The organism is Pseudomonas sp. R2-60-08W (genome assembly GCF_003852335.1).
GTDB lineage: Bacteria > Pseudomonadota > Gammaproteobacteria > Pseudomonadales > Pseudomonadaceae > Aquipseudomonas.
This window is the reverse complement of record NZ_CP027731.1, coordinates 4,277,613-4,291,347: the sequence shown is the minus strand read 5'-3', so window position 1 is coordinate 4,291,347 and position 13,735 is coordinate 4,277,613. Positions and strand designations below refer to the sequence as shown.

14 protein-coding genes, 1 tRNA gene and 2 pseudogenes are annotated in these 13,735 nt (G+C 58.5%); 7 read left to right on the top strand and 10 right to left on the bottom strand.

Annotated elements, in window-relative coordinates; all coding sequences use genetic code 11:
* The first annotated feature begins 33 nt into the window (after nt 1-33).
* Nucleotides 34-765: an amidotransferase gene (locus C4J90_RS19455; protein ID WP_124420604.1), complete on the top strand. Its 732-nt coding sequence runs from the start codon at nt 34-36 to the stop codon at nt 763-765.
* On the opposite strand, the gene C4J90_RS19450 is transcribed toward C4J90_RS19455, so the two are convergent.
* From C4J90_RS19450 to C4J90_RS19440, 3 genes are all read right to left on the bottom strand, one after another.
* A complete protein-coding gene (locus C4J90_RS19450) occupies nt 743-1,714 on the bottom strand; it encodes a magnesium and cobalt transport protein CorA (protein WP_124404985.1) in 972 nt (323 codons plus the stop codon). The two genes, C4J90_RS19455 and C4J90_RS19450, sit on opposite strands and share 23 nt — an antisense overlap.
* A gap of 151 nt (nt 1,715-1,865) precedes the next feature.
* The gene (locus C4J90_RS19445; RefSeq protein WP_124420603.1) at nt 1,866-2,588 is read right to left on the bottom strand and encodes a 1-acyl-sn-glycerol-3-phosphate acyltransferase; all 723 of its coding nucleotides are present in this window, start codon (nt 2,586-2,588) and stop codon (nt 1,866-1,868) included.
* Between the two features lie 213 nt (nt 2,589-2,801).
* Nucleotides 2,802-3,494 (bottom strand): crotonase/enoyl-CoA hydratase family protein, encoded by a 693-nt coding sequence (locus C4J90_RS19440; protein ID WP_124367986.1) that lies wholly within the window; start codon nt 3,492-3,494, stop codon nt 2,802-2,804.
* Between the two features lie 319 nt (nt 3,495-3,813).
* Here C4J90_RS19440 and C4J90_RS19435 point away from each other — a divergent pair.
* The 4 genes and pseudogenes from C4J90_RS19435 (at nt 3,814) to C4J90_RS19420 (ending at nt 6,386) form a co-directional block, all read left to right on the top strand.
* Nucleotides 3,814-3,903 (top strand) — tRNA-Ser (locus C4J90_RS19435).
* A gap of 226 nt (nt 3,904-4,129) precedes the next feature.
* Nucleotides 4,130-4,846, top strand: a complete 717-nt coding sequence (locus C4J90_RS19430; protein ID WP_124365197.1) for a 2OG-Fe(II) oxygenase — start codon at nt 4,130-4,132, stop codon at nt 4,844-4,846.
* A gap of 99 nt (nt 4,847-4,945) precedes the next feature.
* Nucleotides 4,946-6,090, top strand: a pseudogene (ada, locus tag C4J90_RS19425) (bifunctional DNA-binding transcriptional regulator/O6-methylguanine-DNA methyltransferase Ada).
* Nucleotides 6,087-6,386: an Ada metal-binding domain-containing protein gene (locus C4J90_RS19420; RefSeq protein WP_124420602.1), complete on the top strand. Its 300-nt coding sequence runs from the start codon at nt 6,087-6,089 to the stop codon at nt 6,384-6,386. The pseudogene ada and the gene C4J90_RS19420 overlap by 4 nt, the downstream one beginning before the upstream one ends.
* A gap of 171 nt (nt 6,387-6,557) precedes the next feature.
* Here C4J90_RS19420 and C4J90_RS19415 read toward each other — a convergent pair whose 3' ends face one another.
* From C4J90_RS19415 to C4J90_RS19400, 4 genes and pseudogenes are all read right to left on the bottom strand, one after another.
* A complete protein-coding gene (locus tag C4J90_RS19415; RefSeq protein WP_124363964.1) occupies nt 6,558-6,893 on the bottom strand; it encodes a hypothetical protein in 336 nt (111 codons plus the stop codon).
* A gap of 144 nt (nt 6,894-7,037) precedes the next feature.
* Entirely contained in the window at nt 7,038-7,616 is a 579-nt protein-coding gene (locus tag C4J90_RS19410) for a DUF4337 domain-containing protein (RefSeq protein ID WP_124420601.1), read from the bottom strand.
* A gap of 100 nt (nt 7,617-7,716) precedes the next feature.
* The gene (locus tag C4J90_RS19405) at nt 7,717-8,073 is read right to left on the bottom strand and encodes a helix-turn-helix domain-containing protein (RefSeq protein ID WP_164485268.1); all 357 of its coding nucleotides are present in this window, start codon (nt 8,071-8,073) and stop codon (nt 7,717-7,719) included.
* A pseudogene (locus tag C4J90_RS19400) lies at nt 8,027-8,278 on the bottom strand (type II toxin-antitoxin system RelE/ParE family toxin); the annotation flags it as partial. The gene C4J90_RS19405 and the pseudogene C4J90_RS19400, both read right to left, overlap by 47 nt.
* Nucleotides 8,279-8,504: 226 nt before the next feature.
* Between C4J90_RS19400 and C4J90_RS19395 the strand changes: the two are divergent.
* Complete coding sequence (locus C4J90_RS19395) at nt 8,505-9,191, top strand: HAD-IA family hydrolase (RefSeq protein ID WP_124420599.1); 687 nt, start codon at nt 8,505-8,507, stop codon at nt 9,189-9,191.
* A 130-nt stretch (nt 9,192-9,321) separates the two neighbouring features.
* Here C4J90_RS19395 and C4J90_RS19390 read toward each other — a convergent pair whose 3' ends face one another.
* Complete coding sequence (locus tag C4J90_RS19390) at nt 9,322-10,068, bottom strand: 3-oxoacyl-ACP reductase family protein (RefSeq protein WP_124363959.1); 747 nt, start codon at nt 10,066-10,068, stop codon at nt 9,322-9,324.
* Between the two features lie 105 nt (nt 10,069-10,173).
* On the opposite strand from C4J90_RS19390, the gene C4J90_RS19385 reads away from it, so the two are divergent.
* Nucleotides 10,174-11,103 (top strand): LysR family transcriptional regulator, encoded by a 930-nt coding sequence (locus tag C4J90_RS19385; protein WP_124415339.1) that lies wholly within the window; start codon nt 10,174-10,176, stop codon nt 11,101-11,103.
* 110 nt (nt 11,104-11,213) lie between these two features.
* Here the strand turns inward: C4J90_RS19385 and C4J90_RS19380 are convergent, their stop codons facing one another.
* A complete protein-coding gene (locus C4J90_RS19380; RefSeq protein ID WP_124363957.1) occupies nt 11,214-11,942 on the bottom strand; it encodes an aspartate/glutamate racemase family protein in 729 nt (242 codons plus the stop codon).
* Nucleotides 11,943-11,955: 13 nt separating this feature from the next.
* Nucleotides 11,956-13,485 (bottom strand): NCS1 family nucleobase:cation symporter-1, encoded by a 1,530-nt coding sequence (locus tag C4J90_RS19375; RefSeq protein ID WP_124420598.1) that lies wholly within the window; start codon nt 13,483-13,485, stop codon nt 11,956-11,958.
* Nucleotides 13,486-13,735: the final 250 nt, after the last annotated feature.

Genomic DNA, 13,735 nt, shown 5'->3' with positions numbered 1-13,735 from the left:
TCAATATTCCCATCGCCGTGTCAGGTATTTTTTATGTCGCTACGCGTCTGCATCCTGGAAACCGATATCCTGCGTCCAGGCCTGATCGATCAGTACCAAGGTTACGGGCAGATGTTCAAGCGCCTGTTTGCCAAGCAGCCGATCGCCGCCGAGTTTGTGGTTTACAACGTGGTGCAGGGTGAATACCCGCCGGATGACGAAGCCTTTGACGCGTACCTGATCACCGGCAGTAAGGCCGACTCGTTCGGCACCGACCCGTGGATCCAGACCCTCAAGACCTACGTGCTCCAGCGCTACGAGCGCGGCGACAAGTTATTGGGTATCTGCTTCGGCCACCAACTGCTTGCGTTGCTGCTCGGCGGCAAGACCGAACGCGCCAGCCAAGGCTGGGGCATGGGCATTCACGACTACACCCTCGATGCCAAGGCACCCTGGATGAGCCCGCAAGTGCCGGAACTGACGCTATTGATCAGCCACCAGGACCAGGTCACGACTCTGCCGGAAAATGCCACGGTCATTGCCTCGAGCGAGTTTTGCCCCATCGCGGCATATCACATTGGTGACCAGGTGTTGTGCTTCCAGGGCCATCCGGAATTTGTTCACGACTATTCCCGCGAACTGCTTGAGATTCTTCAGACAACTCTGGGCGAAAAGGTCTACACCAACGGCGTGGCCAGCCTGGAGCGGGACCACCACGGCGCGACCGTGGCGGAGTGGATGATGCGCTTTGTGGCGCACACACCTAAAGCCAACCCGAACGCTTGAAGCTTGCCCACAGGCTGACGCATCCCACCGCAATCAACCCGAGCACTGCAAAATAACCGTAGTGCCATTGCAGCTCGGGCATGTTCTGGAAATTCATCCCATAAATCCCCGCGACCGCCGTGGGGAACGCGAGGATCGCCGCCCAAGCGGCGAACTTGCGCTGCACCACGCTCTGGCGCGAGGCCTCCAATAACACGCCGATCTCGATGGTCTGGCTGGCGATATCGCGCAGGGTCGTCAGGTCTTCCATCTGCCGCGTGACGTGGATCTGCACATCACGGAAATATGGGCGCATGTTCTTGTCGATAAACGGGAAGCTCAGCTTCTGCAGTTCCTGGCTGATCTCCACCATCGGCGCCACATAGCGCTTGAGCCGCAACACGTCGCGGCGCAGGCCGTGAAGGTTCTGGATGTCGCGCTCGCTCAGGGAGCTGCACAGCACGTTGCGCTCCAGTTCATCGATCTCGGCGTGGATCGCCTCGCTGACCGGCTGGTAGTTTTCGGTGACGAAATCCAGCAAGGCATAGAGTACGAAATCTTCGCCATGCTCCAGCAACAACGGACGCGCCTCACAGCGCTGGCGTACAAAACCGTAGGAAGCTGAGTGTCCATTACGGGCGGTGATGATGTAGCCATTGCCGGCGAAGATATGGGTTTCGATAAACTCCAGCTTGCCGTTCTCGCGCACCGGTGAATAGGTGACGATAAACAGCGCGTCGCCGAAGGTTTCCAGCTTCGGGCGGCTGTGCTTTTCCATGGCGTCTTCGATCGCCAGTTCGTGCAGGTTGAACTGGCGTTGCAGGTTGTTCAACTCCTGGGCACTGGGCTCTTCCAGGCCGATCCACACAAAGTGGCCGGGTTTGGCGGCCCAGGCCGCGCCTTCGTCGAGGGTGATATCAGTGACTTTCTTTCCGGCGCTGTAGACGGCGGCCGCAACGACTCTACCCATGGTGCTGATCACTTCTTATCAAGAGGACAAATGTTGGGCAGCTTAGCCTGAATGGCGTTCCATAGAGTGATCGTTCCCACGCTCTGCGTGGGAATGCCCCCCGTGACGCTCCGCGTCGCCCTGCGCGTTCCTCAGACCACGCCGCAGGCGTTCAAGCGCTTTGCAGCTCACGATCCATCTGCGCAATGCACGCATCCATCTGCGCCTGACACGCTTGCATCAACGCCGGAACGTCATCCGCGGTCATTCCGGTAGTAGGAATCGGCGCCAACGAGCGTATGAGCACATCCCCACCGTTCCAGCGGTTAAGGCGCATATGCGTAACGTAGTTACTGACACACACCTGCACGATCGGCACACCGGCCGCGATCGCCATGTGGAACGCGCCTTTTTTGAACGGCAACAAACCTTTGCCCAGGTTGCGCGTGCCTTCTGGAAACACCCATATAGACGTGTCTTCGTGTTGCAGGGTGCGGGTAGTGGTGAGCATGGCCCGGCGCGCCTTGTGCGCATTGCCGCGGTCGATCAACACATTGCCGGCTAGCCAGAACAACTGGCCGAACAACGGCACCCATTTCAGGCTCTTCTTGGCGATGCATACTGTGCGGTGGGGCACCACGGTGCCGAGCACAAACAGATCATAGTTGGACTGGTGGTTGGCGATCACCACGCAAGTGCCGGGCTTGTTACGCAGGGAGTCGACATCGGCTTTCAGGTTCAGGCGCAGGATCCACATCGCTGGCAGCGCGTAAAGGCGTGCGCACAGACGGCTGTTGTCCGGATTGAACGGCCGGCAGATCCCCAATAGCACGCCCACTACACCAGCGACTATAAAGTGCATGCTCATCAACAACATACGTAGCAGGAAAAGCATCGACACGGCCCACCGGGACAAAAGGTGGCGCAGTGTACGGATGTGCACTGTATTCGGCAATTGCCCCAGCAGAGGTAGGAGATAGGCGATGTTTAAGCGCATGTTTCAACGTGCGCCGATAACACTTGTCTAGAGCGGCCCGGGTTATTTCGGTATGGATTGTAAGAAAAAGCCCGACTCAAGGTCGGGCTTCGGTACAGCAAGTGTGGGACGTTAAATCAGGTTATGGCCTTGGTCCTGGATGATTGCATCATCCAACGCATCCAGCAGTGCCTTGCGCACTTTCAACTTGGTGTGTTTGTGCGCGTTCATATTGATCTTCTTCAACTGCCGCGCCGCTTCCAGTGCCGCCGCGTGCAATTCTTCCGGCGCTACCACCTTGTCGAGGAAGCCCGCTTGCAGAGCGCCTTGCGGGTCAAACATCTCGGCATTGATCACCGACCGATGAAACGCCGACTTGCGCAGACGATCCCGCGCCAGCTCGATACCGGCGTGGTGCATGGTCATGCCAATCGCCACTTCATTCAGGCCAATGCTGAACGGGCCTTCCACACCAATCCGGTAATCCGCCGACAGCAGCAGGAACGCACCCTTGGCCACCGCATGCCCAGGGCACGCCACAATCACCGGGAACGGATGCGCCAACAGCCGACGCGCCAGCGTCGAGCCCGACGTGACCAGGCCGATGGCCTCTTTAGGGCCGGCCGTCATCACCTTCAAATCATAACCCCCCGACAGAATCCCAGGCGTGCCCGTGATCACCACCACCGCCCGATCCTTCTCCGCCTGGTCCAGCGCCGCATTGAACGCACTGACCACGGCGGGAGAAATGGCATTCACCTTGCCGTTGCTCAGGGTCAGGGTCGCGATACCGTCTTCGAGGTGGTAGGCAATCAACTCACTCATGACGCGGTTCCTTGTAGGACTTGTTATAGAAGATGCAGCAGACGTTACCCACCACGCCCGCGCGGGTAAAGCGCCGTGACTGACTGCCCAGTCAGGCTTTCGCTCCACACCCGACAGCAGAGCGCCTGGGGCAGGGCACCATAGCCAGCGTAGACCATCCCGAGCCATGCCCGAGATTGGCACAATCACCACCGCGCACAGGCCGTGTTCCGGCATACCTATCTAAGCGCATGAAAATTCTGAAAAAAACCTTTGCCATCAGAAAGGCTTTCGACTACATTAGCGCGCCTCGACAGACTGAACTGGTTTGACGAGATACGGTGAAGTGTCCGAGTGGCTTAAGGAGCACGCCTGGAAAGTGTGTATACAAGAAATTGTATCGAGAGTTCGAATCTCTCCTTCACCGCCATATTGATACCTAAAGGCCCCATAAATGGGGCCTTTTTGCATTCTACGGTTTTTGTTCCCCCAATCGGATTTTGGAACGGTGTCCTTGTCGTCAGGTCGTTCGCGATAGTTGCAGCCTCCAAGAAACCCATGCTGGTTCACTGGATTAATTTGATAGCAACAAACCGGAGGCTCCCATGGATTGCCTGCGGTATGTTGACAATCATGCAATCCACAAGGGAATGGCAATGGTCGACACGGCATTGGAAACAAGGCTCGCTTGCGAAAACTGGAGTGAGCATCTGCATCGCGTAAACGCCAGCGGCTTTACCGTCATCGAGAACCTGCTCGACCCAGACGTCTGCCAGCGTCTTATCGATAGCTACTGCGAGCCGGACATTTTCAGGTCGTGTATCAATATGAGCAGGCACGGCTTCGGTTCAGGCCAATATAAATATTTTGCCTACCCGCTGCCGTCGATTATCGCCACATTGAGATCCTGTGTTTACCCGCAGATGGTCCCACTGGCCAACTATTGGAACACTAAACTTGGCCTCGAACCTCCCTATCCCGAACGCCACGAAGACTTTCTAAGCCAGTGTCATGACGCCCGGCAAGAGCGCCCCACCCCACTGCTGCTGCGCTACGGTGCAGGAGACTACAATTGCCTGCACCGCGACCTGTATGGAGACATTCTGTTTCCCGTGCAGATGGCTATCCTCCTGTCTGAGCCCAATGACGACTTTAGCGGCGGCGAATTCGTGCTTACCGAACAGCGGCCACGAATGCAGTCCAGGGTCAACGTAGTGCCGCTGCGCAAGGGCGATGCAGTGATTTTTGCCGTCAACCGCAGGCCCGTGAAGGGGGCGAGAGGCTTCTACTCCGTATTTACGCGCCACGGCGTGAGCGAGGTCAGAGCGGGGGAGCGGTTTACCCTTGGCGTAATATTCCATGATGCGCAGTGATGGAACGGCCAGACGTTCGAATATGAAAGCAAGACTCGGAGTTTTAACGCGGTTCAATAGCGATAGGCTTGTGCAAATTGCGAAGATGGGGGCATTGCCATGGAATGCGTTAAAGACCAAACCACCCAGCCCGTGCTGAGGGCCGAGGACGATCCGCGCTGGAATATTCTCGTCAACCGCCAGGCTGATGCAGACCTCGATTTCGTCTACGGCGTGCTGACCACCGGGGTTTACTGCAAACCCTTCAGTCCGACCAAGCTGCCTCGGCCAGAAAATATCGTGTTTTTCGACACCGCAGCTGAAGCCGAAAGGGCCGGGTTTCGCCCCTCCAAGCGCGACAGCAGCAACCCGGCGGCCGTCGCCCAGAAGCATGCGGCGGCTGTTGCCGAAGCCTGCCGGCTTATCGATGCATCGGACGTGGTTCCCAACCTGGGTGATCTGGCCGAACAGGTGGGCATGAGCAGCTTCCACTTCCATCGAGTCTTCAAGAAACTCACGGGCCTCACGCCTAAAGCCTACAGCGTCGCTTCGTTGCGTTCGCGCGTCAGAGACCAGCTTTCGCTCAGTGGCACCATCACCGACGCTCTTTATGAGGCGGGCTATAACTCCAACAGCCGATTCTATGAGGCGTCGCAAAATATCCTCGGCATGAAACCCACCGAGTACCGCGCAGGGGGGCCAATGTGGATATCAAATTCGCACTGGGCGAAAGCGCGCTGGGCTCGATCCTGGTGGCCAGAAGCGCGCGCGGCATTTGCGCGATTTTATTGGGCGATGACCCCAATGTGCTGGTGGAGAGCTTTCAGGACCAGTTCCCCAACGCCAACCTGATTGGCGGCGACGCCGAGTTCGAGGCGCTGGTGGCCACTGTCGTCGGCTATGTCGAATCGCCGGGCACCGGTTTTGCGCTGCCGTTGGACATCCGTGGCACCGTATTTCAGGAACGGGTTTGGCAGGCGCTGAGGGATATTCCTGCAGGAACGACCGAGACATACGCCCAGGTCGCCGCGCGGATAGGTATGCCCAGTGCCACCCGTGCAGTGGCTAACGCATGCGGGGCCAATAAACTCGCGGTGGCGATTCCATGCCATCGCGTGGTGCGCAGTGATGGATCCTTGTCTGGCTACCGTTGGGGGGTGGAGCGTAAGCGCAAGTTGATCGAGCGCGAGAAAGCATGCACGCTGCACACGTTGTCGGATGAACTGCACCGGATAGGGACTGGACCGGGGGAGGGTGCGGAATGAGGCGTTGGAAAGTCACCGATTCCCACGGCAAACCCGCCCTCAGTTCCAAGCCGGGTCAGTTTGGCGGGCATAAAGGAAGCAAGATCTACGGGCACCTGGACTGCCCGGCTGCACTGCGGGCATTGAGCAAAGGCGGGTATGTGAAGGATCGTGTGTTTTTTATCGATGAACAGACCGCACGATTGGCAGGCTATCGCCCCTGCTTTCGATGCATGCCCGCCAGTTATCGTGAGTGGAAGCTGACAATTGAAGGGCACATAAGGGGGCGTGTGATAACGGAAGAATGTGAACCTTAGACTATCGGTGTATCCGCGTTTTCAACTTGATCAAGCACGCAACTTAGCAGGCCAGTACTGTTAAGTGATAGGACAGCCACGATTACGTAAATATTACTGAGGTTCATGGGCCATCCCCTGAAGTCAGGCCCATGAAACGTCGCTTGCCAGGCTCGGCGCCCGGCAACTTACTTATTGCGCGGTTTTCAACTTGACCACATCACCGGAAATTTTGGTGGTGTAGCCGTTCAGTACCCAGGCCCAGAACCATTTTTCCTGCACTTGGGTGTTGATCATCGCGTCGCCGCCTTTGGCCTTGATGGCTGCATCCTGGGCGCGGACGAAGCGGCTGTTCTGGCCGATCGGGATAATACCCAGCAGCATGATGCCGGTGGCGCTGGCTTCGCTGTGGCCGAGCACGGTGTATTGGCTGGCGTCGTATTGCTGGGTTTTCATGGCGGTGCCGGTGCAACCTGCCAGGGTGAAACCAAGAACGGCTGCTGCAACTACTTTACTGACGTACTTCACGCGTAACTCCATGGGCTGAATCTCGAGATTCAATTCTCGAGGCGCGATACTTTAATCGCTCAGAGGGCGGATTGAAATCAGCGCGCCAAGGTTTCATTTTATGTGGCGGCAGTCAGGCCCCCTCCCACATTTGCCCGCGCTCGGTCAGAGATGCAGCCATGCCAGGCTACCCAGCACCACGGCCACACCGCCGGCCGAATACGCCATGCGCTTGAGCCATTCCTTGCGCGTGAGCAAGGTGATCGCCGCCAGTGAGATCGCGATCTGAATCGCCGTCATCGCCTGGGCCCAACGATGGTGCTGGTGCAGCGCTTCTTCGGATTTGCGGTCCCATTCCAGGGAGGTGGCTTCAAGCTTCTCGGCCTGTTTGCGCACCTCTTCCTTCTGGCTTTTATAGCGCTGGATTTCGTCGTTGTAGTGGGCGGCATCCACGCCGGTAATATGCGTGGCCAGTTCCGCCAGGTTCTGGCGGCTGGATTTGGCCTGATAGTAATTCCATTGGTTGGCGGCTTCGGTCTTGACGATCGCGGCGTTGTTTTTGTCCATCGCCGCCTCGCTTTCGCTGGAGCCGGCCTGGTAGCTGAGCATGGCGCCAACGGTGGCCATGATCGCGGTCATCACCGCGATACGGCTGGCGAAGGTGTCGCCACGGCCGTGGGCATGTTCGGTGGTGTGTTCGAGGTGCTTTTCGTGGGGGCTGGGGACTTCGAAAGCTTCGGACATGGCGGCGTCTACGAGGGGGCAGAGGGAGCCTGATTCTTCACCAGTGCAGCTGTCTCAACGCTGTCGATAACGTCGGATCAGGTGCATGTACAGCACGAGGTCATAGCTCAAGTTGACAGGCGTTTATACCAAATGCCTTGGCAATCTTTTCCCGCGTGGTCCGACGCGGTTTGTTTACCGCTTCTTGCTGGGCGAATGCAGATTGTGAAATGCCCAGTCGCTTGGCGACTTCTTCCTGGGTGAGGTTCAGGTGCTCGCGCCAGGCACGTATAGGCGTAGCTCCATCCACCAAGCGACTGACGACAGCATGAGGAATAAGATTCGGGTCGTTTTGCTGGGCCACATAGTGTTCATAGGGAATCACCACGAAGGCTGGCTTGCCCTCGGTATTGTGGATGATCTGTACGGCAGTAGGTTCGCTCGTCACGTTTCTTGACCTCTTGAATGCTGACCACATGGATGTCCCCGTCCCAGTCGAACACTACGCGGTAATGACCTACCCGAAGCCGATAGCCGTGGGAGTAATTAACCAGCTTCTTGACATTGACTGCGTCGGGCATGCGCTCAAGCGCCGACACCGCATCGCGTACCTGTTGCTGATGATAGGTATGCAACCGAAGCAGCTGTTTGACGGATTTACGGGTCCAGTGGATCGAATTCATTGGAGGTTAATAAGTCTTTTATAAGGTTTGCAAGGTGTATTTTCGGGCCTTGGTGAAAGGCTGATCGCTGCCACACACAAACCCTAGACGTGCGCCGCGCGCGCCGGTCGATAAAACTGTTGCCTGGTATGAATACCCGATCCAGGCTTCAGGAAGGTTGCCCGCAAGCAACCAGAGCCGTTATTGTGCTGAATCCTTTTAGTCCTTCCTCCAGGGTTCTGTTGTGATGAACGCACCGCATACCGCTGTCCCGATCAAGGCTGTGATTTTCGATATGGACGGGTTGTTGCTGGACACCGAAGGCATCTACACCGAAGTCACGCAGATCATCGCCGAACGCTATGGCCGCACCTATGACTGGAGCATCAAGCAGCACATCATTGGCCGCGGTGCCCAGGACCTGGCGGACTATGTGGTCAAGGCGCTGGACTTGCCGATCACGCCGGCTGAGTTTCTGCAGATTCGCGAACCGCTGATGAGCGAGCGTTTCCCCAAAGCTCTGGGCATGCCCGGTGCCGAGGCGTTGGTGCGGCATTTGAAGGCGCATAACATCCCGATTGCTGTGGGCACCAGTTCGTCGCGCAACTCGTTCGGCCACAAGACCACCTTGCACCGCGAGTGGTTTGGCCTGTTCGACACCATCGTGACCGCCGACGACCCGGAAGTCGGTGCCGCCAAGCCTGCGCCGGACATCTTTCTCACTGCCGCGCGCCGCCTGGGTGTGGCGCCCGAGGATTGCCTGGTCTTCGAGGACTCGCCGTTCGGCGTGACGGCTGCGAAAGCGGCGCACATGACCGCCATCGCCGTGCCCGATGAGGCCATGGCCGACAGCAAGTATCAGCATGCCGACCAGATCATCCGCAAACTTGCGGATTTCGATTTGGCTGCCTATGGCCTGCCGCCCATGTCCTGATTGAACACGGAAAAAAATGTGGGAGGGGGCTTGCTCCCGATAGCGGTGTATCAGCCAACTTATCAATAGCTGATCCACCTCAATCGGGGGCAAGCCCCCTCCCACATGGGTTGTGCCGTGTTGCTAAATCTCAGGCGCTGAAACCACCGTCGATGGTCAAGCTGGCGCCTGTGATGTATCCGGCTTCCGGCCCGGCAAGGTACGCCACGAAGCTGGCGATTTCCTCCACATGCCCATACCGACCCACCGCCATCAGCCCAATCAAGCTCTCGGCAAAATCACTGTTCGCCGGATTCATGTCGGTATCCACCGGCCCTGGCTGCACGTTATTGATGGTGATACCTCGTGGCCCCAGGTCGCGCGCCAGGCCTTTGGTCAAACCGACCAACGCCGCCTTGCTCATCGCGTACGGACCACCACCGCCAAACGGCATGCGCTCGGCATTGGTGCTGCCGATATTGATCACCCGGCCGCCTTCGCCCATGTGCTTGGCGGCCTCCTGAGTGGCGATAAAGACGCTGCGCACGTTGATTGCCAGGGTCTGATCGAAGTCTTCCAGCTTGAACGCTTCCAGCGGCGCGATGGTCAGCACTCCTGCATTGTTCACCAAAATATCCAGGCGCCCGAAGGTGTCGACTGTGACGTTGACTGCGTTGCGAATCGCCGTGGCATCGGCGCTGTCGGCCTGAATCGCCAAGGCTTTGCCGCCTGCGCTGATCACGCTGTTCTGCAAGGCTTCAGCCTTGGCGGCCGAGTTGATGTAGGTAAAGGCAACGGCGGCGCCTTGCGCGGCGAGGCGCTTGACGATGGCTGCGCCGATGCCGCGGGAACCGCCTTGAACCAAGGCGACTTTGCCAGTGAGGGTAGATGGGGTCATGTCGATCTCCAAGTAGTTGATGAGCCGAGTATCGACCTCCCTCGCCGATACCGATAGAGCATGATTGCTATAGTCTGTGTAAACCAAAAGTTTAGAGTGGGCGATATGGAAAGCTTTGGCAGTATCGAATGCTTTGTGCGCAGCGCCGAAGGCGGCAGCTTCGCGGAGGCTGCGCGGCACCTGAGCCTGACGCCGGCAGCGGTCGGCAAAAGCGTGGCCAAGCTGGAAGCGCGCCTGGGCGTCAGGCTGTTTCAGCGCAGCACCCGCCGCCTGACCCTGACCGAAGCCGGCAAGCTGTTCCTCGACGAGGTCAGCGGCAGCCTCACCACGATTCAAAACGCCGTGGCCAACCTGGCCAGCGCCGAAGGGCGGCCGGTGGGTACGCTGAAGGTCAGCATGGGCACCGTATTTGGCAATCGGTATGTGGTGCCGTTGCTGGGTGAGTTCATGCGACGCTTCCCGGCTATCAGCCCGGATTGGCATTTCGATAACCGCCAGGTCGACTTGATCGGCCAGGGCTTTGACGCCGCGATTGGCGGTGGCTTCGAACTGCCTCAAGGCGTGGTGGCGCGCAAGTTGACGCCGGCGCACCGGGTGCTGGTGGCTTCACCGGCTTACCTGGCGCAACGCCCTGCGGTGCGTACGCCCGAGGATTTATCGCGCTGCCATGGCATCCTGATCCGCTCACCGCAAACCGGCAGGGTGCGCTCATGGCAACTGACCCACCGCGAGCGCGAGCACAGCCCCCTGGTGCTCAAACCCGCAATGACCATGAGCGATTCGGAAGCCGCCTGCTGCGCCAGCGCCCAAGGGCTGGGCATTGCGTTGGTCAGCATGCCGATGGCTGTGCCGTTCCTCGACAGCGGCGCGGTGGTGCGGGTGTTGCCGGACTGGTATGTGGACGACGGCAATATCTCCATCTACTACGCCGAGCACAAACTACTGCCGGGCAAGACCCGGGCGTTTGTGGATTTTGTGATCGAGCAGTTTGTCGAGCAGCAATTGAGCCGCAGATTCAGTGCGGTCGCAAAGTAAACAGAATTCCAACTGTGGGAGGGGGCTTGCCCCCGATTGCGGTGTGTCAGCCAACATATTCATTGGCTGATCCGCCGCATCGGGAGCAAGCCCCCTCCCACAGTTGATCTTCAGTGGCCGAACTTGCCGGGCCAACCTATGACTTTCTTCGGCCTCGGCGTGGCATAGGTCCTGATCTTCGACGTCGACAACCCCAACCGCACCAGCGACTCAGCGATAGTCACCGCCGCCGTCACCCCATCCACCACCGGCACCCCGGTGCGCTGGCGAATCTGCTCGTCCAGCCCGGCCATGCCGCCGCATCCCAGGCAGATTACTTCTGCCTTGTCCTCAAGGATGGCCAGTTCCGCCTGGCGCACGATGGCTTGCATGGCGGCCAGTGGGTCTGCTTCCAGCTCCAGCACCGCCATGCCGCTGGCGCGCACTGAGGCGCAGCGCTGGTACAGGCCGGCGAGTTTCAGCCGGTCTTCAATCAATGGCACTGTGCGGTCCAGGGTGGTCACCACCGAATAGGCGTGGCCCAGGAACATTGCCATGCTGGCTGCGGCCTCGGTGATATCCACCACCGGCACGTTGAGCAATTCCTGCAGGCCTTCGCGGCCATGCTCGCCGTAGCCGGCCTGGATCACCGCATCGAATGGCTGGTCGTAGGCCATTACGCGATCCATTACCGCGATGGCGGCCAGGTAGCTTTCAAAGTTGCCCTCCACCGACTCGGCGCCGAAGTAGGGAGTGAGCCCGACAATCTCGGTGCCCGGCGAAGCCACACTGCGCGCCTGCTGAGCGATGGTTTGTGTGATGGATTCAGTGGTGTTGACGTTGACCACGAGGATGCGCATGGAAGGTCCTTGTTTAATGACTGACGTTATCGACTGCAATGCTTTCGCCGCTGACATCGGCGTAGAACGGCTGGCGCTTGGCGATCAGCAGGTACAGCAACCCTGCAATACCGGCGCCAAACAGCCAGGAAAACGGCGAGACGCTGGCAAACCCCGGCAACAATGCCAACAGAATGGCGATCACCGCTGCCGGAACGAACGCCGCCACCGCGCGCAGATTCACGCCCCGGCTGTAGTAATAAACGCCCTGCGCGTCTTCGCTATACAGCTGCGGCACATCCACCTGGCTTTTGCGGATCAGCCAGTAGTCAACCATGATCACCCCATACAACGGCCCCAGCAGCGCGCCCAGCCCGGAAAGGAAATACACGATCACCAGCGGGCTGTTGTAGAGGTTCCACGGCAGGATCAGCACCGCCACGGTGGCGCTGATGAGGCCCGCGCGGCGGAAGTTCAGGTACTTGGGCGCCAGGTTGCTCAGCACAAACGCTGGTGCGACGAAGTTGGCCATGATATTCACCGCCACGGTAACGATCAGGAAGGCCAGGCAGCCGAGCACGAGAAAGAAGGTATTGGGAATGGCGGCGATGATTTCAGTCGGGCTTTCAATTACCCGGCCATTGAGCTGGAACTGCCCGCCGCACAGCAGCACGGTGATGGCGGCGAACACCAGGATATTCACCGGCAGGCCCCAGAAATTACCCACCAGGATCGTCCTGCGGCAGGGCGAGGAGCGGGCGAAGTCGCAGAAGTTAAGGATCAGCGTGCCGTAGATCGCCAACCACAGCGCACCTCCGGCAAAGATATTGCGCCACATCTCGCCGCCGCTCAGCGGTTCGCGGATCGACCAGGCAATGTTGCCGCCTGCCTGGAAGTACATCCAGCCGGCTAGCGAGGCCACGGTGAGCAGAATCACTGGCCCGGCAAACCCCTCATAGCGACGTACCATTTCCATGCCATAGGCCAGGATCACCAGTTGCACCAGCCAGATCGCCACGAAGCAAGCCCAGCCGAGCGATGACAGGCCGAGGATCGCGTTGTGATCATAGTCGGCAAACCCTGGATGAACCGCCGTCAGCAACACGCGGAAAACCACCGAAGCCAGGTAGGTCTGAATACCGAACCAGGCAATCGCAATCACGGCGCGGATCAACGCCGGAATCTGTGCTCCATGAATACCGAAGCTGATACGGCTGATCACGGGAAACGGCACGCCGGTCTTCTGGCCCATGTACCCCGACAAGTTCATGAAAAAGTACACCAGTGCCGCACCGATCCCCAGGGACAACAGGATCTGCCAGCCGCCCAGACCCAATGCATACAAGCCGATGGCAAATGAATAGTTGGCGATGTTGTGCACGTCATTGGTCCACAGCGCAAAGATGCTGTAGCGCCCCCAGCGACGGCCTTCGATCTTGGTCGGGGCGAGGTCCTTGTTGTGCAGGCGTGAGCTGAGTACCAACGGGCCGGGGCTTGCCGCGTCGGGATTCAGGACGGAGGAGGGCAGATCCAGCGCAATGTCATTGGAGAGGCTTGTACGCATTCCGGCAGGCTCCAGCGCATCCGCAGCAGAGCGGCAGATGGCAAAGTGTATGTAGGTTTTGTATTTATTGTATACAAAGCGTATTTCACCTTAAGCCACATGCGTGCCAGTTTTGGGACTATCAAACCTACGGTTAATTTTGTTTTTATCGCTGATTGAAATAACTGGCTGAATTGAAAGCGATATAAATTGACCGTTTGAACAGCTATTTATTTTTATGAGGAAGAGAGCAGACTCAGGAGGGCAAAAA